The following is a 26,023-nucleotide window of genomic DNA, read 5'->3' on the forward strand; positions in this document are numbered from 1 at the left end:
CCACCAGCGCCGATGGTACTGCGACAAGCGGGAGAGTAGGCCGCCGCCAGTTTTTATTAAAAGTCTCATACAACATGTTTGTGTGAGACTTTTTTTTGTTATATACGGTATGTACCTATACCTATTCTATACCCAACCCAGCCTTTACCTGGACATCACCTATCACCTATCACTCATTACTCATTACTCATTACTCATTATCTTTGCATAAGCAATAAGCAATAAGCAATAAGCAATAAGCAATAAGCAGTACGTGGAAATCTGTGAGGCAGTAGTTTGAAATATCAACTGATCATTAATTATATCAGTCTAATTACTTACCGTAAACACAATTTTACTATTATAAGTTGCAGCAGGAATAGTTACAGATACACCGCTTAACTGATATTGGATATTGATCCCGGTATAGGAAGTAACTGATAAGATAGTAGATATTCGGAATAATTCGAGAGCAGTTTGGGTTACAGTCTGATAAGCAGTTCCGCCGGATATGCTGCATCCCACACATAATGTGGTTCCATTGTTTGTTCTTTTTGCGGATAAAACCAAAGAGCTATTCCAGATGGGATTGGGCTCATAATGGACATAAACCTTTACGCTTCCCAATAAAGCAGGTAAACCCACATTTAGAATAGACTGGTTGGTAGCGCTGGCATAGGTTCCTGCATAATCGCTGCCGGCTTCTGTAATAGCAGGAATACTTACCGTCCAATTGGTTCCTGAAACAGATACCGTTTGTGCCTTTAAGCTCATACCAAGCATAAAAAGAATAAAACAAATACATTTTGTTATACATTCTTTATTGCGGGTAATAATACAGATTAATTTCATCTTTTTATATTTATTCGGTAATCGTATAAGTTATGACTACAGGAGTATTTGTTCTGGCAGAAAGATTAGCATAAGTATTTACAGAAAGACTTATTGTAAGTCTGTGCCCGTTATTAGCTCCGGTTCCTGTAAAAGCACCTCCTATTCCTGTAATAATGGTGGCAGCTGTTGTCGATAATATGACCAGTCCGGATGATGTACCTAATGTGCCACCGCCAGCACCTGATGCAGCTGCAGCCTGAATTCCTATATTAACTCCCGGGATAACCTGATTAATAGAAGCCGTAATTCTTCTCGTAAGGCCTCCGGATGCAATTGCAGAAGTATAATTGATCCATTTTGTAGTATTGGCTGCAGGAGCAGTTAAAGCCTGTCCTGCTTCTGTAGGGGCTGTAAAATTCAATGTAATTGTTCCTGTTGGCTCTACATCCAGTAAAGTAACAACAGGAAGTGTCACAGCAATAAGCGTCTGTGAATATAACGTACCGGTTATCATACAGAGAATCAGACCAATTATATGCTCTTTTACTATCATTTTTTCTTTTTTATTTCGTTGTATCCCACCTTTATTGTTTCCTGCTGGTACTTAATTTCACTTTGCTGTCTGACAATATGAATAGTTATATTTTGGGTCTGGGATGGTTTAAGCTCGAATTGAAAGGAATCTGCTGCTATTTTATACCGTTTGTCCAGGCCGTTTCTGTAAAGCTTAACTTTCCATTCTCCCGGACGCAAATAAGTAAAATCAAATGTTTCCCCGAGAAATACTATTTTCCGGTAAGTATGCTCCCCATCTGATATCTCAACAATGATGCTTTGTTTGTTCTTTTTTTCTTTTTTAGGCTGAAGATGGACAAAGCTGTACTGATTGGTATTTTCTTCAGAAAGCAGAATAATTCCTTTAATCATGGATGCTGTTGTTAAACCGAAATTAAACGTATTTTCTTTGTTGATAAGATGTAATGATGCAGGCAAAGAAATATCGGAAATATCATTAATATCTGTTGTGGAACGGTCTATCTCAAGAAAATAATCTCCGGGAACAACATTTTTGAAGGAGTAATTGCCATCTTTGTCTGTGACGGATAAATTGCTGCCCAGCATTAGTTTAATTCCTTCTGTTTTTCTGACTCCCAGATTGCTGATGTTTCCTGATAAAGAAATATACTCGGTGGTTTTTTGTACCGGAACATTGAGGCGGAGTGTGTATCTTAACGAGAATATAAAATCCTTATCACCAAGCTCACCACGCTGTAATGAGTACCTTCCTGACAGATCAAGCTCACTTCCTGGAAAAAGTTGCTGATGATATAGAACTTCAAACAGGTTTCTGTCCCTGAAATACTCCTCAGGCATATAATTGTTCTGGTAAAAAAGACTCAGACTGCTTTTATCGGAAAAACGGCTGAAAATTCTAGCTCCATAATAAATCTGTCTTTGGTTTTGAAGCTGATACCTTGAAGTAACAGCATAGCTAGCATAAACATTGAAAGATGTTTTAAATTTTTCGAAGGCAATATTGGTGGTGTAGAAACTGGAATTTCCATTAAATCCACTCAGGTAATTATTTGTTTTTCCTAACTGTCCCTGAAGATTCACCTGGAATATTCCTATCTTCTGATCGATGCTTAATTTAAAATACTGCTCATAATAGTCAAACTGTTTAGGCTCCAGGCGGTCCTGGTATTTTTGAAAGCCATTATAAAAAGTAATTAGACCATTGGAAAGATATTTATATTGGATTCCATACTGAAGAAAGCGTCTGTAAGGAGCCGCAAGAAATAAAGTATCTCTTTGAAAATTTCTGGCATCCTGGATATAGTTGGCAAATACATTGATTCTTTTCGAAAAAGTATATTGAAAATTCCCGTTAAATGTGCTGGTATTGGTAAAATAACCTGCAAATTCCGGACTGGCTCTCATATACATTACATTACCGTTAAGTCTTTCAAAAGAAGCCTGGGCCTGGGCCAGATAAGCTGTGCCCTCCACTTCATCATTTTTACTGTATGCGGCTTCACCGGAAAGGCTAATGTTTTTTGAAAGTTTGAATTTCCCTGCGGCATAAGGAAGATGAGTTTCAGAATAAAGCCTGATATTCCCGAAGTTTACTTCTCCTTTCCTGGGAACTTTGTAAAGATATCCTGCCGTAACTTCGGACTCTTTACGGATTTTAAATGTGGAATATACATTGAATTCATCTTTAATATCCCGGAAAAATCTTGGATGATTATAAAACCCGCCTAAGCTTATCTTTTTTAAATCATACCGGACTTCTGCACCGCGGCCATATCTTGCAAACTCGGTTAGGTAGGAAGCTGAGTACATTTTATCCCCGAGGTGAACAAAAAAGTTGTTCCTTTTATAATTGATAAAATATTCTTCATATTGGGTAAAAGAATTGAACTCAACTGGATTGGCAGATACAGCATGAAATTCAACCTGATTCTTATTTTCTTTATCCAGGCTCCCTTTTCCATAAAGTTCACCCTGAAAGCCATCCTTATAAACACCCATGTTTTTCATCCCTATAAAAGATAAAGATGCTGAAACGGGAAGCCTGTGGTATATATCATCTTCTACAGGCTTTACCGAAATTACTTTAACACTTACATAAGCCGTTTGGTTTTCTTTTGGGTTATCCGGGGAGTAAACGAACAGGCTGAGATTCTGAAATTCATTTTGCCCAAGCTCCGGATCGGTGTTTTTATAAATGCTGATCGTTTTTGATTCGTTTGGGGATAAAGTTAGAGAAGCGTCGTTATCCACTACGGCATTTTTACTTTCCAGAATCAGTTTTTCGGTGATATTCCCATTATTTTTCAGAAGAAAAAACGCCCGGATTGTTTCGCCTGCACGGATAAATTCCGGCGATTCCAATGCAGTAAGATTAAGTTTTCTGTTCCCGGAAACAGTGATGGATGATGTTTTTACGAAAGATGTTCCATCATGTTGATCATTTCCTTGAAGAATGACGGAATAGATCCCCTGTGCTGCCTCTGGTGCGATACGGATTGGAACAATATAGACGGTTTTTTCACCGGCAGCAATTTTAAGTTCTGTTCCTGATAAGATAGGGGTAATAAAAGGGCTGGATGAAGTAACGGTAATGGTATATACTTTATTTTCTGTCGAACTGTTCTCTAAAGGAAAAGAAATAGAAGTAGACCTTCCGGGCATCAGGCTATCTTTTTTGGCAGCCAAAGAATTGGACTGCTGCTGAGAAAAAATATGTGCCGGGAATATGGATAGAAGGACGATATATAAAATACAGTTTTTAATCATTCTTTACTTCTAATTCCACATTGAGTGCAAAGGCATTGTCTTCTTCATCCGTGGCTATAAGAACAGCCTTGTACTGGTTTGCCGGAACTTTGCTGATGTCAATATGAAATGATTTGGAGGTCTGTGGTAATAATCCCATTGCAGTGCTTGTATAGCTACCGAGCCGTTCCCCGGTTTGCCTGTTGTAAATTTCAATTGTTACGGATGGTTTACAGTACAGGTTGCCGTTGTTGGCTATTGCAATTTTTGCTGTTTGTTTTCCGTCTTCCTTTTCAATTTTCACGCTTTCAAACTTAAGGTCAGGCTTTGCCTTTTCGGGTTCAAAATCGGTAATAACCTGGATGGCATACCGGATGACCGAAGTAATATTTACTCCTGCCTTATCGTCACTTGGTTTTATGTCTTCTACAGGTTCCACAATAATAACACTCCAGTAACTTCCGGGGTTGGGTGATTGATCGGGAACTGTAATTTCATAAAAAACCTCAGTTTTTTCTTTTGCTTTTAAAGTGATCAGATTGGTATTAAGTCTGATCCACTCTCCATTACTTCTGTTATTGGTGTGAATGGCAGTATAGTAAATCGATCCGTCAGCCTTGTAGGTAAAGTCCTGTAGAAATAATTTCACGTTTTGAGAGCTATTGCCTGTATTTTCAATGGCGATTTTTCCTTTATAAACTTTTCCGTTTTCCACTTTGTAAGTATGGGTAAGGCCGTTTAGAACGACAATACCGGCTTGCAGAAAACCAAACTGCAGCATTAGGAATATTAAAAGAAAAACACGCTTTATCATAATCATGTAAAGTTTGAAATTAAATTACTGGCAATATAAAACCGGGAAGAAACTGATGAGCGACTTCCTCCGGCTTTATTTATAGAATAAAAGCTTAAACTAGTTGTCTGAGATCGTATATGTAACTGTAGCCACAGTACTAGCCGTTGCCTGTAGATCTGCATAGGCAGCTACTCCTCCGGGGCCGCTTCCTGCCGCCAGGGCATAGGTAAGATTATGTCCATTATTGGCTCCATTCCCGGTATAAGCACTTCCGATCCCAGAGATAATGGTTTGGTCTGCGGCGCTCAGGGTAAGCTGGGCAGAAGGTGTTCCTAATGTACCGGCCCCACTGCCTGTGGCGGCGGCAGCTGTCACATTGATGTCGATTCCCGGAATAAGCGCATTTACTTTTACAGATACATTACGTGTAGGGTCTGCAACAGATTTGATGGATGAATAATTCAGCCAGAGTGTACTGTTGGATGTGGAAGGCGTTATAGGATTACCTGCTTCGGTAGGAGCTGTAAAACCTAATGTAATGTTTTTCGTTGCAGCTGGTTCAATATCTACCAGTGCAACTTCAGGAATTGAAATAGTAATGGTATGATTGTCAGTATTAGTGTCTTGTGCCTTTAAGCTGCCAGAGAATGCGGCAGCAATTAGACATACCGTAAGGCTTAGGTTTAATTTTTTCATGATGTTGTTAATTAGTTATGTGAATTTAATGAAATTCAACAAATTATAGTAATAAAATTGTTATTTTTAAATATTATTAACTATTTCTTTATAATATTACTTTATGTATTAAAATATCTATATGAAAATTATGTAAAACGGATCTTTTAAGCTATGCTCATCATAATAAAAGCCTTACCCATATAGGGCAAGGCTTTATTTTTATTAGTTTTTTTGGATTACATCCAGTGTGGATCCGATATGGAAACTTTTCCGGTTTCTGTTCTTCCGGCAAAATGCCAGATATGATCGTTAAACATTACCTTTAAATCATACCAGCCTTTATTTTTGTTGAGATCAACCGTTATTTTTTCTTCTGTTTGATGTAAAGAAACTGTGTTTTTATTCTTTTCATACAGGTTTTCCACCACGACAGATAAGTCTCCGTTTTTCTTTTTGAAAACAAGTTCGGCTTCATTTTTAGAACTGCTGCAGATCAGCTGAACCTCTATTTCAGGTATATTGTTTCCGCTGAATTTCCTGAAAAAACCATTAGGACCAAAAACTTCATAATCATATTTTCCGGGGTTCACAGTGTGTAAAAGTTCCTGTTTTGAATACAGAGCGTAGGAAAAATAATAACTGCCGCTGCTCAACTGTGCTCTGTCATAAATTAAAAGCGGAACGCCTGCCTCTTTTAAATTAGTCATTCTAATCTTACCGTTTTCCATATTGACATGGTAATGATAAGGAAGCGGGTTGGACGGTTTAGTTCCCCTTTCCTGAATGTCAAGTAGATTTTCATTCAGCTCATTTTCAGAATACCATTTCAGATTGGGAACAGGTTTGCTCCTGGCAGCGTTGATGGTTTTTGCAAAATCTTTCTGATCAAGGTAATCCATCTTTGGTACTTTGGAGTTTGAAGAATTAAAAGCAGAAGTTAAATCTCCGCAAATAGCCCTTCTCCAGTCACTGATATTATCAATTGTAACGTCTTTATTATATTTTTTCCTGATAAATTTCTCCAGAAACTGCAGAACAGAAGTATGGTCCGAAACTTCGGAATTCACAAAGCCGCCTTTCGTCCAGGGAGATGCGATGATCATCGGAACCCTGTACCCCAATCCGACAGCTCCTTCTATTCTTTCATGATCCTTCAGCGGAAGAACAGACATGTATTCCTGCGACTGATCAACATATTCGGCTCCTTCCTTACTGTTCATATCTACAGGCTGGCTTGGGTTGGCTGGAGGGGCAAACGGAAGGACATGATCAAAATATCCGTCGTTTTCATCATAATTGATTATGAAAATTGTTTTTTTCCAGGTCTCAGGATCTTTGGTCAATATATTTAAAACCTCTGAAATATACCATGCTCCATACCATGGTGATCCGGGATGATCAGAGAAATGCTCGGGAGCTACCAGCCAGGAAACCAATGGAAGTTTTTTCTCTTCCACATCTTTTCGGAACTGGAACAGGACGTCTCCTTTCGGAACAACCAGTCTTTCTCCGTTTTCATCGTTTCCGATCTCCAGATTCCAGTAATCGGGATCGTTGATATTGGTGGTAAAAGCTTTTTCGTGAAGGTTTTTTTCAAACTGCGAAAGTTTGGAATAGTTTTCAGGAGTATATTTTTTCTGATCTTTTTCCAGTTCAGCGATCATCGTTTCCAATCTCTTCTTCTGATCAGGATTTTTTTCAATTTCCTTTTTCAGGGAAGCAATGATGTTAGGAATATTCTGATGGTATCCTTTTGAAAATTTAACGTTAAATTTTGAAAACCATTCAATCGGATTATCTGTGAAATTACTCAGCCAGGCTTCCTGTTCACCTGACATTCCTTTGGGAAGGCTGATCTCGTTCTGATAAATTTTCCAGGAAACATTCTGTTCCTCTAAAATTTCTGGAAAGCTTTTCCAGTGTGCTTGTCTTGCCTTGTCGTAGTCAATATTTTCATTGTATACGTTAGCTTTTGCTTTGCCGTTCTGATGTTCACGGAGCGTTCCCGACCAGTGAAAAAGCCTGTTGGGTGTTGTTCCTGTAAGTGAAGAGCAGAAATATTGGTCAAATATTGTAAATGCATCTGCCAGCTGATAATAAAACGGAAGGTCTTCCCGGTTATAATAGCCTAAAGTAAGGGGAATATTTTTATAATCTTTATTTCCGGAGGCTTTAAACTGAAGCCATTTGTCGTATTTTCCTTTATTTAAAGCTTTCTGCTGATCTCCCCATGAATGTGGCAGTGAGCTCATCCATGTAGATTTTGTATTTCTAAGATCTAATCTTGCAGGGGAAGCATATTTTCCGCTATCACCTTTTTGAAAAAAAACGGAATGGCCGTCTTCTTTAACGAAAGCTCTTTTATCAAGAAATCCCCTAACTCCTTTTAATGCTCCGAAAGCATGGTCAAAAGAACGGTTTTCCTGCATCAGGATCACCACATGCTCTGCATCATAAAAGGTAGACATTGCGGCAGGTTCAATGGCCAGTGCTTTTAAAATAGCAGGGTGAAGAACACTTGAAGTTCCCAGCCCGGCCAGCAAAAGGCTTGATTTTTCTAAAAATTCTCTTCTGTTCATATTCAATCTTAATAAGAAATAAACCGCAAGTTAATTGGATTTTCCTGCGGTTTACATTTTTTTATATACTATTTATTTTTTTACTGAAGCCACCACGGTTTGGAATTGATATTGTCATTTCCTCCGTATTGGGCAGCCAGTGCCGCTTTCAGATTGGTGCTGTTATAGCTATATTCTGCCTGCGGATATCTGAATCTGAACGGGGCAGAAACTCCTGTCTGTAAAGGATAGTTTGGATATCCTGTTCTTAAATAATCATAATAGGATGTCCACTGGCTCTGGTGGAACATCGTCATATATTTCTGGGTCATGATTTTTTCGAGGCGGTTCTGAAGCGGATCTGCATCATTGTAAGCCACTAATGGAGATGCCAGGTACTGATTCACATCAAATCCTGAAAAATATTGTCCCGGATTTTTTACGTAGGTCTGGTAAAAGCTGAAACTTGCTTTAACAGCATTGTCATAATGTGGCTTTGCCGATCCGGAGATCCATCCTCTGGCAGCGGCTTCGGCAAGGATAAATTCCAGCTCCGGATAGCTCAGTACGGAAGAAGGTTCATTGGTAGGATCTTTGTAAAAACGGTCATTGACCTTGGAAATATTTTTTGCAGTGATCAGAGCTGCATTGTCTGAATAGGAAGAAGTAGGATTTCCTCCGTTGTAGCCTGTAAAATCGGTGATGGGTTTTCCGGCTTCTTTTGCGGCTGTAGTCTGTGCGGCAAAAGTGAAAAGACGTGGGTCCTGCCTTGCTTTAAAAAGATTAATAAAGTAATCGGCCATGTATAAACTTGATCCGTAACCGCTGTTGTTGAACATAGTATATCTGCTGTCTGCCGCATCGGCAAACTTAAGCTCTCCATTATCGGAAATAGAGGTCATTAAAGCCTGACTTCCTGCGATTGAAGCAAATTCATTGGCGATATTATAACTTCCCAGTGTCGTTTTTTTAGACATGGTGATTAAAATTTTTAGGCGGAAAGAATTGATCAGCTTTTTCCATTTTGTGGCGTCACCGTTGTAGATAATGTCACCTTCAATTTTATCATTGGAATTAATCAGGTCATTGGCTTCTTTCAATTCGGATAAAATTCCTGCCATTACTGTTTCCTGGCTGTCGTATTTCGGTTGGGTAATTCCGGCTTCCCCTTTGGCAGCTTCGGTGTAAGGGATACTACCGAATTTTAAGCTTAAATTAAAGAAATAATAGGCTCTGTAGAATTTACCGATGGCACTATAGTTCTTATTGTTGATCTTTTCGGCTTCCTGCATCATTTTTACCGTATTCAGAATACCTTTTGTGTATACTTCGAAGGAGGCATCGTTCCATTTCATGTACTGGTAAGTGTTTTCTCCATCCGTACCGATCATCATTCTGGAAGCATACATATTGTCACCGTTTACCTGGAAAGCGTCTTTTGAAACATAGGTCAAAAGGACTTTGGGATCTACACTTGCCTGGTCATTAGGGTTTTCATTGATTTTGTCAAGGTCGGTTTCGCATGAGGCGAGGACCAGAAGTCCTGCCACCGCAATAGTCTTTATACTGAATTTTTTTAGCGATTTCGCTGCAACATTTATATTATTTTTCATTGTTCAGGATACTTGTTAATTAAAATTTAAGATTAAAACCTATTCCTATCCATCTGCTGGAAGGGTCCTGGATATCATTGCTGTCTTTCTTGAGCTGGTAATCGGGATCGGAATAAAGGTTTTTAGACTTTTTCCACATCGCCAGATTATAAGCGGAGATATTGGCGGTGAAATTTTTGATCATTCCTTTAGGATTCAGGAGGTACGAGAAATCGTATTCCAGAACTACAGACCTCAGCTTAATGAAAGTTCTGTCGAAAACATTTGCAAACAGTTCACTCTCATCTTCCGTTACCCTTGCCTGATAGGGATAATTCTGTGCCCAATCCTGAAAACTGATCGGTTTTGTGTGGGGTGTATAGGTTCCGGTAGCGGCATTGTAATTTACTCCGTCCGGTACAAAATAGTAGGTTCCCGGATTGGCATATTCAAGATCTCTGTAGGCTGTTGAGTTCGGATGTTTTCCTCCCCACCACATTTTTTCTACGACCTGGGACCTCATGACGCCTCCTATGCTTCCGTCGATTCCGATATTCAGCGTAAACTTTTTATATTTAAAGGTATTGTTAAAGCCAAACGTCCAGTCCGGATTGAAGTGGCCGAGATTGCTTGGTGCATCTGCTCTTGTAGGCATACCCGTAGCGGCATTCAGGATTACTTTTCCGTCCGGGGATTTCTTCCAGGTATAATCATAGTAGCTGTCCATTCTTTCGCCAAGCCTGATATTATTGTAATTCGGCATATTGTCGTAAATGGAAGTCAGCTTTTGTTCATAAGTACTCCAGTTGATTAAAGACCTCCAGGTAAAGTTGGCTGTTTTTACAGGAACCAATCCTAAAGAGATCTCCAGACCTTTCGTGATATACTCGTTTCCGTTTACATACTGAGAGGTAAATCCTGATGACGGTGCGGCCGGGAATTCAAGAATATTGTTATAATCCAGTGTTCTGAAATAAGTAACATCCAAAGTAACCCTGTTTTTAAATAATCCTGCGCTCAATCCCAGTTCATAAGATTTGGTCTGTTCAGGTTTTAAAGAATTTTCAACGTTCAGGATAGTAGGATAATTATACATAGGATTCCCGTTAAACGTCGCTCCTTTATTGTTCAGATAATAATTTCTTATGGAATATGGCTGGAAGTCATAGGCAACCTTCGCCCATGAAGCTGAAAGTTTTAAAAGATTAATGGCTTCCGGCATTTTAACAAGGTTTGAAACAACTGCACTTACCGAGGCGGAAGGATAGAAGTAAGACCTGTTGGCTTTCGGAAGGGTAGAAGACCAGTCATTACGCCCTGAAACGTTGATGAAAAAAGCATTATACAATCCTATATCGATGGTTGAGTAAGCACTGTAGATCAGCTTTTCCTTAAGGTAATCGTAGTACTTTACCGCTCCGGTTGAATTTTCCAGTGTGTATAATTCCGGGATTTTTAATCCGTCTGTTGAAGCATTATCAACATTGTTTTTATAGTAAAAAGTAGAACCTCCGGCATTGATCGTAAAATCAAAGTTATCAGATATTTTTTTCTTGTAGGTAGCAAGGATGTCGGAGTTCAGGTTCCATGTTTTGGTATCATTCAGGAGATAACCTCCGCTTCTCGGAGCGCTGTAGTTAAAATAAGAATACGGACTCAATATCTCTTGTTTGTTGTGGTTTTCCACAATAGATATCTTTCCTTTTACGGAAAAATCTTCAGTGGCTTTATATTCCAAGCCGGTCTGGGCATTGATGATATTGGTTCTGTTTTTATTCTTGTAATATTCGGCTCCGAACCAAGGGTTATTGTACCAGGCATAGTTCCAGTTAGCCTGGGCAGTTCCTTCTTTTCCAGGGATCCACATGTGGTTTTTAAGATCCCTGCCGTCTACATCTGCTCCCATCCAGATCAGGATGGTGTACATATGGCCGCTTGGATTATATTCGTAGTTGGGAATATTGGGCGTGAAGGTTTGGTTGAAATTAAATTTAGTATCAAAGGTTAATTTTTCTCCCAGATGATTTTCAGAAGAGAAGTTGACGCCGTAACGCTGCAGATAGGAACCGGGAATTCTGTCGTCGTAATTCATGAAATTTCCGGACAGCCTGTAAATATCTTTGTTGTTTTTATAGCTTACCGCGAAACTGTTATTGTTAATAACTGCAGGCTTTAAGAAAATATCAAGGTTATCATGATACTGCCAGTCTATAGGAACTCTTTCGTATCTTGATTTGTCGTTATATTGGCTTCCTGTCACTGCTCCATACCACGGAATTATCTGGCCTGTCATTTTATCCCTGATCGGGCTGTTCCATTGGGCAATTTTCAGCCCGGGAACAAATTTAGGCCCCCAGATCATATCACCGTCATTCACACCGCCGTCGGCACCATCCCAGAATTCGTATTTTCCGTGAGATCCGTTACCGTATTCGTTCTGGGTTTTCGGGAGGTTGGTAAATCCTGCCGTTATCATGGTATTTTGTGAAAACTCTACAGAAAAGCCTTTTTTTCTGGCATTTTTTGTCGTAATCAGGACGGCTCCGTATCTGCCTCTGGAACCATAGAGTGCAGAAGCGGTTGCTCCCTTCAGGACGTTGATATTTTCAATATTATTGGGATCCAGGTTCTGGAAAACTTCTTTTTCCACAATCACGCCATCAATTACGAAAACCAAATTGGAATTTCCTCTCAGCGTAAACTGCGGAGCCTGCTGCATTCCTGTAGGATTGGATACATTAAGCCCGGCTACCTGTCCGGAAAATAAATTTCCTATACTCGGTGTGGTAATAGTTTCAAATTGTTTTGTTCCTACTTCCTGAGTGGCATAGCCTATCTTTTCCTTCTTTTTGGCAATTCCCAAAGCTGTAATAACTACACCTTCAATTTGCTTTTCATTAGCTTTTTTTAAAACAACAGAATATTGTCTTCTGGAAGAAACTTCTACCGTATACATTGAAAAATCCGGGGCATAGAATTCAAGGATATCCTTTGGATTGGCAGATATGGTAAAGTTACCGCTTTCGTCGGTCACTGTTGTTTTTCCGGTATTTTTGTCAGTGATGCTCACGCCGGAAACGCTGGAACCGTTTTCGGATCTTACATTTCCGGTAATGCTAATTTCCTGGGCAGTGAGATAAAGGGGGAGTAAAAAAACAGCAAAAGTAGCTAAAGTCTTCTTCATTTTTTTTGAGAGCAAATTTAGCGGAGTACTGTTACCTGAATTTTAATGTGGTATTAAAAGAAAAATACTTTTTAATATTTTTTAACATGAATATTTAACATAATAATAAACTGAAAGGGCTGCTTTATTTTATTATTTTGCTTTTTTATACTATAATAATCCTTGTATGTATGCAGTAGTTTCTTTCTGAATGCTATTTTTTTAAACTTTGCGTGAAAAGAAAAGAACATAGGTTTTTATCGCAAACTCTTAATAATAAGTCCAGAGTTTTCACACAAAAGAAACTCTTAAAACCTACTCAGGATTCCCCAATGGATTTTGATGTCATTAAACTTAAAAGGGTTTCCGAATTCATTACCATTAGAGAGCTGGAAGCTCATCAGCCCGATAGGAATAAAGAAATTGAACCCAAGTCCTACACTGTAAAGTTTAGGTTTTACATTTAAGGATTTGTTATTGAGCTGTCCGTATTGTCCGAAGAAATCAAAAAAGGCCTGGCTTCCGATGAGATACCGGTATTCTAAGCCTGCATAATAATAGAAGTCGCCGGCCAGGGATTTCTCATTGAAACCCCGCATGGAATTCCATCCCCCGAAACGGTAAAGTTCATTGGCAGAGAATTCAACCTTGGAATCCATCATGGCTCCTTCCGCTTTTATATTGAGAAAATGGTTTCCGGAAATATGATAATTATGTTCACCGAAGAAATAAAACTGGTTCTGGTTGGCTTTAATATTATCTTTGGTATAGGTGGTCGTCAGATAATCATAACCGGCATTGATCCTGGTTTTATAAAGAAAAAGGTCAATATCCGTAGGTTCTGTCATTTCAAACCAGATCCCGAGCCCTCTTTTATTATAATCCTTACCCTGAACATACAGTGTGTCTATGATGCTGGATGATTCCAAAGTTGCTCTGAGCCCGATCCTGTTGCGGGAATTGATATGATAATAAAAAGCCGGCAGGAACTTCACATTGGCAAAAGTGGAATCCTGTCGAAAAATATTGACTTTCAGGTTCATCCCGACATTAGATTTAAAAAGGTAAGGAATATCTGTTTGCAGATCAAAAGTCTGGCCTTTGTCCGGGTTTCTCTGCCAGTAAAGGTTAACGGTCTCAAAACCATTGAACATATTCCTGAAGTTTACATTCAGGGTTCCGTTCAGGGTAAATTTTTCCGTCTTGTCATTTCCAAAACCAATTACCCCATCAAACGTATTGGTCTTTTTCTTTTCCATAAACAGGTAAATGCTAGTGGAGTCTTTAGTAAATAAAGTTTGAGGAGGCCGTTCGAGAGTGACAAAAGCATGGCTCTGAAAATTCTTGCTGATGGCCAGAAGATTTTTGTCATCGTAAGTCTTTCCTTTGAATTCCTTTTCCAGGTTTTTCATAAACCTTTTAGGAACCCTTTCGTAGCCTTTTACTACAAAATTATCAATGGTACGCTTATCATTTTTGTTGACATCCAGCTCTATGACAGGATAGCCGTTTTTCTGGCCTTTATATTTAGATTTAAGACGGCTGAAAGAATATCCGTCATCTATATACCTTTTGTTGATGCTTTTTTTAGTTGAATCTAAATTTTTAGTGAAAAAATCCTTCTGGATCTTTAGTTTCAAAGCAACGGAATCAGAAAGGTCTACATAGGTTTCATTGAAATTTTTCCCTTTATCGTAGAAAATTTCCGTGCTGTCGCCTTTCACTTTTACATCCTTCAGTTTTGTGAAGAAATAATTGCTCTGGGATAAAGAGTCCAGGAATTTGGCTGCAGAAAGGGAATCCTTTACTTTTTTTCTGACTTTGGTTTCCGTGTCAATAAGCCAATACTGTTTTTTCTGCGCTTGTACAAAAACGCAGAACAGGATAAAGAATATTTTCAGAAATAACTTCAATGTTCAATTTATATACCCAATAAAGACGCTTTACGAACTGAGATAAGATCTTATATGAATCTCAATACGTCTTAATGGTTTAACAGCAGATTTAATAATTTTTTAAATAACTGAATTTAGTCCAGTTTATTATATTTTTTCATCAGATTTTCGTAGGTTCCCTGCGGAAGAATCCATTTCAAAGGAACGCCGATTTTCTGTCCGAATTTACCGAAATAATAGTGGGCTTTCCATTTATTTTTATTCAAAAGTGTTTCCACGTACGCTGCCACCTCAAGAGGATCGGTTCCGTCACCTACATGCGAATTCATCAAGTTATACACTTTATCAAATATATTTTTGTAAGGTTCCGAAACCTGTGTTCTTACTCTGTTTTCTGCAATATTTGTTTTGATGTCACCAAGATGTAAGGAGCATACGTCAATATTCCATGGGTATACTTCATATCTTATCGCTTCTGTTACCTTATCCAGGGCAGATTTGGAAGCAGAATAAAAGCCACGGAAAGGAAGTCCCATTTCACTTCCGATACTTGAAATATTAATGATCTTCCCAAATTTGTTTTCCCGCATTTTCGGAAGAACGGCACTCATCATCTGGACAGCGCCTACAAGATTCAGGTTGAACAGCTTCAGAATATCTTCTTTTGTAGAATCTTCCACAGCGCCTACCATTCCCATTCCGGCGTTATTGATCAGGACGTCGATCCTTGATTCTGTTTTTAAAACTTCAGCAATGGCATTCTGAACGGCTGTATTATCGGTAACATCGGTTGGAATAGATATGAAGTATTGGCTTTCTGTATGTTTCCGGCTTAAACCGTATACTTTATGGCCTTTTTTTCCGAAATATTCGGCGAGCACAAACCCTATTCCCGATGAGGTTCCGGTGATAATAATAGTCATTGGATTATTTATGATTTTAGACTTTTGTTTTTTCCTCCGGCTGCTGTGTTTCAGCACCAACCGTATTTTCAGCAAATGTAAAAAAAGAAATAGGAACTCTATTATTTATTGGTATATAAATTGCTCAGAAACAAAATCCGCCCCTGTTTTCTGAATTTGTTTCAAAAAGATATTGATAAATTGTGGATAACTCTGTGGATAAGTAGGTGAGTAAAATTATAGAGCAATGAACAGTAGTTTAGTTATCTTCATTATGTTGTTGATTATCAGTAGTGAATTTCTTTGTCCGAATCCGGAATTTTCAATTTGTTTTCCCCAATCCTGAAATTGTTCATTTTGATCAGTGTTTTAAACGGGTGGATAAACTCCTTGTGGATATCTTTTGGAATAACCCTCTCTTCATCATCGCAGGATGAATGCTCCTCGTCTATAATTACTTTTCCTGTTGAAAAATTAATTTCGTTCAGATAATTGAAATCACAGGTGTCTTCAAACCTGTCATGAGAGCCGATAAGGTAGAAATCACCGTTCTGAAACCTGAATGTATGTGTATAAGTCTGGGTATGCCTCGAATTGGTGTTGAATACCTGGGTTACAGAAAAGCTGTTGTTTTTGATTGATATTTCAGGTGGAGTATTCTCTTCCGGATAAAATCCTGTTCCGCTTGAAAAAATAAAGGTTTTGTTTTCTTTCCAGACTTTTTGTTTTCCGTTGATGTTTTTCAGGATAAATAATGATCTCGCGAAATCATCGCGGTCATTCAGGGGCGTGTTTTTATCCGTGTTGAAAATGATTACGGTTTCATCTTTTCCGTCTCTGTCCAGATCTCCTTTAGCTTCGGTAATTTTTTTATATCCTTCCGGAACAGAGAAGTCTTTCAGGTTTTGTGCATAATATCCTGAGACGCATGCAATACATAGAAAAGAGAAAAGGAATTTCATCTGCAATAGGGTTAAAATTCCAGGCCGGTATCCTCTTTCTGAATCATTCCCGTATCTTCCAGATTGCAGATACAGCCTTCAACGGTTTTGTAATTCCCTGAAATACGTGTTTTTTTTCCTTTGCTGTCTGTAATGATGATTCCGGCGGCAAAGTTCCTGTTTTCGGCAAAATAAGTTCTGTACAACAGATACTGATATCCATTGTTGGTAAAGGAAAGATTGTCTACCTCCATGCTTGCATTCTGCTTCCCGCCGCCTCTAAAGTAGGAGTTGTATTTAAACTGTTTCCAGCTTTCTTTTGTCCTGGTCATTGGGAATTCCATATCTACATGGTCCTTGCTTCCGAATCTGTACTGGATATATTCATTCTTTTTATCTTTAACCAAAGCCATGGTCTTCCCATTATTTGTTTTAAACGAGAAAACCGTTTCTTCATTGGGCAGCAGATATTGCGCCCAGGAAAAAATAGGGATTAACAGAGAAAAAAAGAATAAATACTTTCTTATCATATTGGAATTTTTTTATCCTCTAACCATTATGTCGTTTAAATCTTTCCAGAACATAGGATAAGATTTTTCTACCACATCCTCTTCTTCGATATTGAGTTCTTTAATGAGGCAGTACGGGGCAAAGCTCATCGCCATCCTGTGATCCTGGTAGGTTCCGATGGAAATATGCTCTTCCGGTTCTCCAAAGCTTACGGATTTGATGGTAAGGTCTGTTATGTCTGTTTCTGTGCCCAGTTTTTTTAGTTCGTTATATAAAGCCTGCAGCCTGTCGGTTTCTTTGACTCTTAATGTTCCCAGGCCGGAAATATCAAATGGAATTTTTAATGCAGCGGCCGTTACGCAAAGTGTTTGTGCAATGTCCGGGCAGTTATTCATATCCAGAACAATTTTTTCCGGGAAAATAAAATCGGGCACCGGCTGAAGGGTAATCTTATGCTCATCTTCTGTGAAGATGGTTTTGATTCCGAAAAATTCTTCATAGATTTTAGCAATGGCAGAGTCTCCCTGAGTAGATTCTTTGTAAAAACTTTTCAGGTGGATGGTTTCTCTTCCCAATGCACAGATCGAGTAGAAGTATGAAGCCGAGCTCCAGTCGCTTTCCACTTCGTAATGTACTGTTGATGATTCACTGTTTGAATCAAATGGCTCCACTTTAATGGTGTTTCCTTCAAAGCTGTTCCTGATCCCGAATCTTGTCAGGATATCCAGTGTCATTTCTATATAGGATCTTGAAGTAACTTCGCCAACCAAATGAATCTCCAGCCCGTTTTCAAGTTTTCCGGCAATCAAAAGAAGAGAGGTAATGAACTGGCTGGATATATTGGCCGGAACATTCACCTGTTTTTGGGTGATCTTCCTTCCTGTGATCTTTAAAGGCGGGAAGCCTTCGTTTTCCAGATACTCAATGTCAACCCCTAAGTCTTTTAAAGCGTTGACCAGGTTTTTGATCGGTCTTTCCTTCATTCTTTTAGACCCGGTAAGGATGGTTGTTTTTCCTTCAGATATTGAGTAATAGGAAGTAAGGAAACGCATAGCTGTTCCTGCGTGGTGGATGTCTACGGTTTCTGTGTTTTCGGACAGTGCTTTTTTCAGCAGCTGGGTATCCTGGGAGTTAGACAGGTTTCCGATCTGTATATTTTTAAATAAACTTTCCAAAATCAACAAACGATTCGAAATGCTCTTCGAACCGCTGATCTGAACTGTTTTTCCTGATGCTAATTTTGATTTTTCTAACTTCATTATTTCTTCAGTTTAAGACATCAGATGTTAGATTTCAGATATCGGATTATAAAAAAAGTCTGGTATCTGTGATCTGATATCTATATATTATTTCAACTTCTCGTTGTTTTGATGCCGGTCCTTGTCACGGTCCGTTTTAATCTTCATTTTTTTGTCGAAAGCTTCCTGCAGATTCACTCCGGTTTGGTTGGCTAAACATAAAGTAACAAACAATACATCTGCCAGCTCTTCACCAAGATCTTTGCTTTTATCACTTTCTTTTTCGCTTTGCTCGCCATACCTTCTGGCAATGATGCGGGCTACTTCACCTACTTCTTCGGTCAGCATGGCCATATTGGTCAGTTCATTAAAATAGCGGACTCCTATGGTTTTGATCCATTCGTTAACCTGTTGCTGCAGCTGTGTGATTTCCATTATTGATAAGCTCCTAAAGTAGGGTTTGTTGTTCTCGATACATTCACAATGTCAAAAGGTACTGTTCCTGCTACCGTCACATTTCCTTTTCCTCTTGCTGGAGATGTGGTTTTTACCCTCAGGTTCATCTTCGCGGCAAAATAATTGAGGAACTGCGGATCTTCATTTTTAATGCTCTGTACTACATTCACATTATTGTCGAAAGGAAAGCCGGCTTCCGGTACACCAGAATATTTTATCAGTGAATTCTGGATCAGAAACTCAAACTGCTGTCCCGGAGTCTGTTCAAAATTAACAGAATTATCCCTGTCTGAAAATACAATGCTGTTTTTTATATCAAGACGCTGAAGCGCTCCCTGTTCCGTGGTTCCGGCCGCATTTTTCCATTCATTGGTGGCTGTGATCCCGTTTCTGTTGAATGATCCCATGGTTTTAGAATAGTTCGCAATGGTAGCATGGGTATAGCTGTGGTTTCCACCTCTAAAGATCCCGATACATGACTCACCGCAATTGTTCATCACCAGATTCTTGGCGGTAACTGTTGATCCTACTGCATAAATACCATATTCAAAGAAAGTATGGATGAATGAGTTGCTGATATTGGCCGTATTCTGTTTCATATCAAATCCTCTTGTCCCTCCGAAAAGTCTTGCAAAATTCATATTGAGGATAGAGTTGGGCTCCATCCGTATAGAGTTCCAGTTTTTAGGAATGGTGTCGTAATAAGGATCATTTCTGTCTCCGCGAAGGATTACCTCATTGTCAAAAACCCCGTTGATATTCAGGGTTGCACCGGATGATACCTTCATGCCGCTGTTTTTATGGAAGTAAACTTTGGTTCCCGGCTGGATATCCAGGGTAATATTAGGATCGATGGTAAGATTTCCGTAGATGATCTTAGCCTTATTGTTATTCCATGTGGTGTGGGTGGAAATTACATTGGGATTGGTAGGGGTTTCGATGAAAAATTCAGCATCCTGCACGACTGAGAATAGCGTCACATGCTGTTGTCCCGCACCGCTGCTGAAAAGGATTTTGTCTTCGGCAATAGCTTCAGGGCCCGTAGCTTCAGGGGCTATTTCCACAAAAATATACATGCTGTCCTTCTTTCTTAACGGAACATCTTTGAAATCAAAGCCCGGCTTTCCGTCTACATTGATCCTGTATAGTGATGAGCTTCCTTTTTCCAGATTAATTCTCGGAATCAGAACATCCTTGTCTTCATTATTATATACTTTTACAACATAAGTTTCGGAACGTACCTGGTGGTAAACCGTGTCACAGAATACGGTATCCTTTGAGAAACTCAGCTGCTGCGAAGGAGCATCAAAGGTAATATCATCCTTATTACACGATACTGCTACAAGAAGCATCCAAAATGAAAAAGCCAGTAATAGTTTGAATTTCATCGAAATTAAAGTTTAAGATTCCAAATTTAACGAAAATACTTTGAATTTCTTATCAAGAAAAAATATTGAATTGGGTATTTGTATATTTGAAAAAATGTTGTACTTTTGCAACCTAAAATTAGCAGAGAAATACCATTACTATTTCGAAAGCAAACTTTAATTTTTTAAAAATTGTATTATGAAAAAAGGAATCCACCCAGAAAATTATAGACTTGTTGTTTTCAAAGATATGAGTAACGACGAGGTGTTTCTTTGCAAATCAACTGCGGAAACTAAAGATACTATCGAATATGAAGGACAAGAATATCCATTGATCAAAATGGAAATCTCTTCAACTTCTCACCCTTTCTACACTGGTAAAGTGAAATTAGTTGACACTGCAGGTAGAGTTGATAAGTTCATGAACAAATACAAAAAATTCGCTAAGTAATTTTTTGTTACCTAAACATACGAAGCCTTCCAATTTATTGGGAGGCTTTTTTGTAATAATAAGATATAAGCTCGGATCATCCAGCCTTCAGATTCGGATTTTCTGATATTTCTTTCGGGCTATTTTTGTATTTTTGTTCTGAACAGAAATGAGAAGGAGAAAACTTTTATATTTCATCTTCTAAATTCTGACTTCTAATTTTTAACCTTTACACAATGCAATTAGTATTTTCAGATGCCCAATACTGGGAAGATTTTCTTCCGCTTACTTTTACCCGTCCTGTTGCCGCCATGAGATGCGGAATCCTGACTTTTTCCGAACGATGGCAGAAAATTCTGGAAAATGATGAAGTTTCCTACTTCACCGAAAACTATCTTCAGAATAAATTTAGGAATCCCGAAGAAAAAGAGAGTCTTTTCCTGGTTACTAATTTTTTACCAACAGAAACGGTGATCCGGCAAATCAAGGAGCTTAAGCCGGGTGAAGCTCTTGTTTATGAAGATGAACTGATCGCAGCCAGGATCAATATGAAAGGATTCTCCCTGAACCAGATCGAAAAGATGACGGATATCAAAGAGGATTTAACTTTCTTTAAAAAACCTTCAGATCTGTTTACCTATAATCATCTTGCCATAGATTTTGACTTTAATCTGCTGACTGCCGGAAGAACTTCACAGGAACTATCTTCTACCAACGGATTTTTAGGGGATAAAAAAGACCTGTTCATTGAAGAGGGAGCCCAGATAGAATTCTCTACCATCAATACAAAAACCGGAAAGATTTATATTGGTAAAAATGCTGAGGTAATGGAAGGCTGTAACCTTCGCGGACCTATAGCACTGGGGGAAGATTCCAAGTTTAATCTAGGATCGAAAATTTATGGTGCTACAACGATTGGCCCACACTGTAAAATAGGAGGCGAGGTCAATAACATCATTATATTCGGATATTCAAGCAAAGGGCATGAAGGATTTGTCGGGAATTCGGTGATTGGTGAATGGTGTAATTTCGGTGCAGATACCAATTCTTCCAACCTTAAAAATAATTACAGCCCGGTGAAGCTTTGGAATTACAGAACAAAAGCTTTTGAAGATACCGGCCTTCAGTTTGCAGGTCTCATTATGGGAGATCATTCCAAAACAGCGATCAATACCCAATTGAATACGGGAACTGTAGTGGGGGTTGCTTCTAATATATTTAAACCCGGTTTTCCGCCCAACCTTGTGGAAAACTTCTCATGGGGCGGAGGTAAAGATGATGAAAAGTTTAAACTTGATAAAGCTTATGAAGTTGCGGAAAGGGCAATGGGAAGAAGAAAAGTGGCTTTAGCGGAAGAAGATAAGGCGATATTGAAACATATTTTTGATAATTATTAATATTGAAGGCCTCCATTTCGGAGGCTTTTATTATTTATTTTCCCAGAATATCATTCATCCTGGATAAAAAATAGTTAGCTTTATACACATCATAGAAACTCCTTTATAAGGTGGTTTTATGAGCATTCAGAAGAAGAAAAACAGAAAATCATTACTTTTTTTTAAATGTAATGTAATAGAATTAAGATTTTAATTGTCTTACCTATAGAAACAAAACTCATGACCCAGGAAACTTTCAAGAATACGGTGTTTATTCTCAAAGACGAGATGTATCGTTTTGCGAAAAGATTCGTTATGAGCAGTGATGAGGCAGAAGATGTGGTGCAGGACCTGATGGTAAAATTCTGGCAGAAGAAAGAGGAGCTCGGGCAGTTTGGAAATTTAAAATCCTACGCTTTGAAATCCGTCCGGAACGAATGCCTGAACCGCCTGAAGCACCACGATGTGAAGTTAGGATTTGCAGATTTGCAGCTTCACCGCTCGGAATTGTACAGCATGGACATCAATAATCTGAAGGAGCATATTATAGGGTTTATCAACCAGCTCCCGGAAAAACAGAAAATGGTAATCCATCTGAAGGATGTAGAAGAATATGAGGTCTCGGAAATCTCCGAAATGATGGAAATGGAAGAAAATGCAGTCAGGGTAAACCTGATGAGGGCGAGACAAAAAGTAAAAGAACAAATATCACAACTGATGAGCTATGAGCAAAGATCAATTTCAGAATAAATACGATGAAATCTTCCACGAAATAAAGGAAGAAAAGATGGAGTGGAGTTTTGAAGATTTTCTTCAGAAGGCAGAAGGCGGAGATTCAGGATCGAATGAAGCTCCCATTATCCCGCTTCAAAAGAATAAGCCTTCCTTTCCGAAATGGTTCTGGATGGCAGCCGGATTAGTGCTTCTTTTCAGTGTCGGTTTCTTGATGAACAATTACCGTATAGGAGTTGCTGAAAGAGAAAAGCTGGTAAAAGATGAGGTTTTAAAGCAAAAATCCAGGTTTATTGAAGAGAATAACGATCACCAGGAGCAGGTAGCGGTTAACCATACCGATTCAATTTCCGGAGCCAAAAAAGACTCTCTTTTCCAGGAAAATTCAGTAGCGGAAAAGGATGTGATGGATGAAATCCTGCCAAAAAGAGGGAGGCTGAAAAAAGAATCAAAGCCGAGGTTTGTAGATAATTCCTCATATAAAACTAAGAAAACGTTGAATGATTCCACGGGTTACAAAGACTCTTATGTTATTGTAAACGGTAAAAGGATCGATAACGTAGATGAAGCAATCAATATCACTAAATATTCATTCCAGGTATTTGCGAATAATGTCAGTGAAAAATTGGTTCAGCCGGCAGTGGTAAACGATGATTATTAAACAAAAAAATAGATTATGCTTCTGATCAGGCACAAATAATCAAGCTTAAATAAAAATTGACTCATGAAAAAAATGTTTATAATATTCGCGCTCGCTTTTTCCCACTTCTTTACCGTGTATGGTCAGAGGGATAAATTCGATATGCTTTTCGACAGATATCAGGAAGTAGAAGGGGTTACCTCTATAAAAATTGCCAAACCCATGTTCGGAATGCTCAGCAGTCTTAATATTGACGATTCCCAGCTGGACCAGATTAAACCCCTGCTTTCGAAGATTAACGGATTGAAAATCCTTATTACAGAAAACCCTGAAAATATCAATACCACGGAAGGGCGTAAGGTTCAGGATAATCTTGCCAGGCTAAGCAAAGATGTTTCGGTCTATTTAAAAAACCTTAACTACAACGAGATCATGTCCGTTAATAATTCAGGAGCGAAGATTAAATTTCTTTCTTCCGACGCAAAGGACGGAATATTGGATGACCTTTTATTAAGTATCGACGGAGGAAAAGGTGAAAACATTCTGGTAATGCTGGATGGAAAGCTTTCTATGGATGATGTGAATAAGATCATCAATTCCAGCGAAACCAAAACCAATCCTGTAACCAACCTGAGAAACAGCCTTACTTCTGATAATACCTCCTCATACCTTAACGGAGAAGCAAGAAACGTAGGTGAATTCTCCGGAATTAATGTAAGCACAGGCGTTAACGTGGTTTTCAAACAGGAAAGCCCTACCAACGTAAAAGTAATTGCTGATGCGGATAAACTCCAGTATATCATCACAAAAGTTGAAAATGGTGTGTTAAAAGTCTATGTAGACAATAAAGGGACAAAGAGCCTGAAGTTTAAGAACTTAAGCGTTAATATTTCTTCTCCGAGAATGGACAATATCAAAGTGTCTTCAGGAGCGAACTTCAACGTGGTGAACTCTATCAAAGAAAATAACATGGCTATTGATGTATCATCAGGAGCAAATGTAAAAGGAGATTTTAGGGTCGACAATACATTAGATATCGGGACTTCATCAGGGGCAAATATCAGAGCGGGAGTTACAGCGGGAACTATTACTGTAAAAGCATCAAGCGGATCCAATACCGCCATTGAAGGAAAAGCAAACTCAGGAATTATAGACATCAGCAGTGGTGCCCTTTGTAAAGCCGATGAGTTAAGATTAAATAATCTTGAGGCAGAAGCAACATCCGGAGGAAACCTGTCTGTGAATGTCTCTACCAGACTGAAAGTAAAAGCTTCATCAGGAGGATTGGTAAAATACAAAGGAAGACCGGAAATAGAATCCAATATCAGCAAAACATCGGGAGGAGCCCTAAAACCTATCGACTAAAAAATAATCACCATGAAAACTCTAAAAAACATTTTTTTCGGAACCTTTATCTTGTGGATGCTTCAATCCTGCCTTCCTTCAGGAAGACCGAATATGGACTTTGTCAGACAGTCGGAGCATGATTTCAAAGGAGCAAAATTTGTCAGCTTCAATGTCCCTGTATTTATGGCAAAACCTTTTATTAAAAAAGCTTTGAGGGAAGATGGTGAAAGTGAAGAGGTGATCAATCTGATCAAAAAAGTTTCCAAAATAAAAATAATGACAGTAGATAACGGGAACAAAGAAATGCTGAATGAATATTCCAAATACCTGAACAATAATGATTTTGAAGAATGGGCTACCATAAAGCACAACGGTGAAAACGTCAATGTAAGGGTAAAGCAGAACGGTGAAACCATTAAAAACATGATGATCACCGTAAATTCAGATAAAGAACTTGTATTTGTGGATGTTAGAGGGAACTTTACGGCAAATGATATTTCAAAAATGATAAACGCAGCTACAGATAAATAATTCATCACCAATCACTTATTTATTATGGAAAAACTCATCAGAGAAGTACGTATCCTTAAAATATATGCCGTTTCGCTTACCGTTGTGTTTATCCTGTTTTTCTTTTTTGGATTTAAAAACCAGAAAACCACCCAGCGATTTGAAGAGATAGATGTAGAACGTATCAATATCATTGAAAAAGACGGTACACTGAAAATGGTGATCAGCAACAAAAGCCGCCAGCACCCGGGAATGTTCAATAAGAAAGAGCTGAAGCCGCGGGAAAGAGAAGCCGGAATGATTTTTTTCAATGAACTTGGGGACGAATGCGGAGGGCTTGTGTATGGCGCTGATAAAGACGGTTCTGGAATGGTGTATTCCGTAGATCAGAGAAATACGGACCAGATCATGCAGCTTCAGTATATGGAAGGAACCGGGAATAAAAAGAACAGGACCTATGGTCTTAAACTTTGGGACAGGCCGGATGATTTTCCTTTAGAAGATATCATCAAATTTGAAGACTCATTAAAAAAACTCAATGATCCTGTTGCCTCAAAAAAAGCATATGCAAAGCTGAGAAGTGAAGGGAAGATTACACAGGAAAGATTCTTTGCCGGAAAAACAGCAGATGGTGACGTAGGACTTTTCATTAAAGATACCAAAGGAAATGTGCGCCTTAAAATTTATGTGGATAAAAACAATCAGACCCATATGGACAAGCTGGATGAAAACGGAAAAATTATTCAATAACTGAAAACAAGTAGTTTCATATACTAAATTTATTTTGTACCGAGAGA

Annotated in this window: 22 protein-coding genes; 7 read left to right on the forward strand and 15 right to left on the reverse strand. The window is 38.7% G+C overall.

The genetic code is table 11. The features are described 5' to 3' along the window. Positions 1 to 309: 309 nt before the first annotated feature. From BUB03_RS20250 to BUB03_RS20320, 15 genes are all read right to left on the reverse strand, one after another. Positions 310 to 831, reverse strand: a complete 522-nt coding sequence (locus BUB03_RS20250; protein WP_228374915.1) for a hypothetical protein — start codon at positions 829 to 831, stop codon at positions 310 to 312. A gap of 10 nt (positions 832 to 841) precedes the next feature. Beyond that, the gene (locus tag BUB03_RS20255; RefSeq protein WP_040997712.1) at positions 842 to 1,366 is read right to left on the reverse strand and encodes a hypothetical protein; all 525 of its coding nucleotides are present in this window, start codon (positions 1,364 to 1,366) and stop codon (positions 842 to 844) included. Further along, positions 1,363 to 4,116 (reverse strand): COG1470 family protein, encoded by a 2,754-nt coding sequence (locus tag BUB03_RS20260; protein ID WP_073066596.1) that lies wholly within the window; start codon positions 4,114 to 4,116, stop codon positions 1,363 to 1,365. The genes BUB03_RS20255 and BUB03_RS20260 overlap by 4 nt, the downstream gene beginning before the upstream one ends. Beyond that, complete coding sequence (locus BUB03_RS20265) at positions 4,109 to 4,909, reverse strand: WxL protein host-binding domain-containing protein (RefSeq protein ID WP_040997776.1); 801 nt, start codon at positions 4,907 to 4,909, stop codon at positions 4,109 to 4,111. The genes BUB03_RS20260 and BUB03_RS20265 overlap by 8 nt, the downstream gene beginning before the upstream one ends. Positions 4,910 to 5,008: 99 nt before the next feature. Beyond that, the gene (locus BUB03_RS20270) at positions 5,009 to 5,587 is read right to left on the reverse strand and encodes a hypothetical protein (protein ID WP_040997708.1); all 579 of its coding nucleotides are present in this window, start codon (positions 5,585 to 5,587) and stop codon (positions 5,009 to 5,011) included. A gap of 218 nt (positions 5,588 to 5,805) precedes the next feature. Further along, complete coding sequence (locus BUB03_RS20275) at positions 5,806 to 8,148, reverse strand: phosphocholine-specific phospholipase C (RefSeq protein WP_073066599.1); 2,343 nt, start codon at positions 8,146 to 8,148, stop codon at positions 5,806 to 5,808. 80 nt (positions 8,149 to 8,228) lie between these two features. Further along, entirely contained in the window at positions 8,229 to 9,740 is a 1,512-nt protein-coding gene (locus BUB03_RS20280; RefSeq protein ID WP_073066600.1) for a SusD/RagB family nutrient-binding outer membrane lipoprotein, read from the reverse strand. 19 nt (positions 9,741 to 9,759) lie between these two features. Further along, a complete protein-coding gene (locus tag BUB03_RS20285) occupies positions 9,760 to 12,903 on the reverse strand; it encodes a SusC/RagA family TonB-linked outer membrane protein (RefSeq protein ID WP_073066603.1) in 3,144 nt (1,047 codons plus the stop codon). Between the two features lie 287 nt (positions 12,904 to 13,190). After that, a complete protein-coding gene (locus BUB03_RS20290) occupies positions 13,191 to 14,795 on the reverse strand; it encodes a BamA/TamA family outer membrane protein (RefSeq protein WP_073066605.1) in 1,605 nt (534 codons plus the stop codon). Between the two features lie 116 nt (positions 14,796 to 14,911). Beyond that, positions 14,912 to 15,700, reverse strand: coding sequence for an SDR family oxidoreductase (locus BUB03_RS20295; protein ID WP_073066872.1), 789 nt, complete (start codon positions 15,698 to 15,700; stop codon positions 14,912 to 14,914). A 266-nt stretch (positions 15,701 to 15,966) separates the two neighbouring features. Then, on the reverse strand, positions 15,967 to 16,641 hold the full coding sequence (locus BUB03_RS20300; protein WP_073066608.1) for a hypothetical protein: 675 nt from the start codon (positions 16,639 to 16,641) through the stop codon (positions 15,967 to 15,969). Positions 16,642 to 16,652: 11 nt separating this feature from the next. Beyond that, positions 16,653 to 17,150 (reverse strand): hypothetical protein, encoded by a 498-nt coding sequence (locus tag BUB03_RS20305; RefSeq protein ID WP_073066611.1) that lies wholly within the window; start codon positions 17,148 to 17,150, stop codon positions 16,653 to 16,655. A gap of 12 nt (positions 17,151 to 17,162) precedes the next feature. After that, the gene (locus BUB03_RS20310) at positions 17,163 to 18,389 is read right to left on the reverse strand and encodes a 3-phosphoshikimate 1-carboxyvinyltransferase (RefSeq protein WP_073066614.1); all 1,227 of its coding nucleotides are present in this window, start codon (positions 18,387 to 18,389) and stop codon (positions 17,163 to 17,165) included. Between the two features lie 87 nt (positions 18,390 to 18,476). Beyond that, positions 18,477 to 18,803, reverse strand: coding sequence for a nucleotide pyrophosphohydrolase (locus BUB03_RS20315; RefSeq protein ID WP_073066617.1), 327 nt, complete (start codon positions 18,801 to 18,803; stop codon positions 18,477 to 18,479). Then, complete coding sequence (locus tag BUB03_RS20320; RefSeq protein WP_040997693.1) at positions 18,803 to 20,212, reverse strand: hypothetical protein; 1,410 nt, start codon at positions 20,210 to 20,212, stop codon at positions 18,803 to 18,805. The genes BUB03_RS20315 and BUB03_RS20320 overlap by 1 nt, the downstream gene beginning before the upstream one ends. Before the next feature lie 178 nt (positions 20,213 to 20,390). On the opposite strand from BUB03_RS20320, the gene BUB03_RS20325 reads away from it, so the two are divergent. The 7 genes from BUB03_RS20325 (at position 20,391) to BUB03_RS20355 (ending at position 25,976) form a co-directional block, all read left to right on the forward strand. Next, positions 20,391 to 20,642 carry a type B 50S ribosomal protein L31 gene (locus tag BUB03_RS20325; protein WP_040997690.1) on the forward strand — a complete coding sequence of 84 codons (252 nt, stop codon included), beginning with the start codon at positions 20,391 to 20,393 and terminating at the stop codon, positions 20,640 to 20,642. Positions 20,643 to 20,857: 215 nt separating this feature from the next. Then, on the forward strand, positions 20,858 to 22,018 hold the full coding sequence (locus BUB03_RS20330; protein WP_073066619.1) for a GlmU family protein: 1,161 nt from the start codon (positions 20,858 to 20,860) through the stop codon (positions 22,016 to 22,018). A gap of 219 nt (positions 22,019 to 22,237) precedes the next feature. Next, positions 22,238 to 22,747 (forward strand): RNA polymerase sigma factor, encoded by a 510-nt coding sequence (locus BUB03_RS20335; protein ID WP_040997687.1) that lies wholly within the window; start codon positions 22,238 to 22,240, stop codon positions 22,745 to 22,747. Continuing rightward, entirely contained in the window at positions 22,722 to 23,390 is a 669-nt protein-coding gene (locus tag BUB03_RS20340; protein WP_073066622.1) for a hypothetical protein, read from the forward strand. The genes BUB03_RS20335 and BUB03_RS20340 overlap by 26 nt, the downstream gene beginning before the upstream one ends. A gap of 72 nt (positions 23,391 to 23,462) precedes the next feature. After that, complete coding sequence (locus BUB03_RS20345) at positions 23,463 to 24,734, forward strand: DUF4252 domain-containing protein (RefSeq protein ID WP_228417952.1); 1,272 nt, start codon at positions 23,463 to 23,465, stop codon at positions 24,732 to 24,734. Positions 24,735 to 24,746: 12 nt separating this feature from the next. Continuing rightward, complete coding sequence (locus BUB03_RS20350; protein ID WP_073066628.1) at positions 24,747 to 25,247, forward strand: DUF4252 domain-containing protein; 501 nt, start codon at positions 24,747 to 24,749, stop codon at positions 25,245 to 25,247. Between the two features lie 24 nt (positions 25,248 to 25,271). Further along, on the forward strand, positions 25,272 to 25,976 hold the full coding sequence (locus tag BUB03_RS20355; RefSeq protein WP_073066631.1) for a hypothetical protein: 705 nt from the start codon (positions 25,272 to 25,274) through the stop codon (positions 25,974 to 25,976). The last annotated feature ends 47 nt before the right edge of the window (positions 25,977 to 26,023 follow it).

This window comes from Chryseobacterium oranimense, from assembly GCF_900129755.1.
Classification (GTDB): Bacteria; Bacteroidota; Bacteroidia; order Flavobacteriales; family Weeksellaceae; genus Chryseobacterium; species Chryseobacterium oranimense.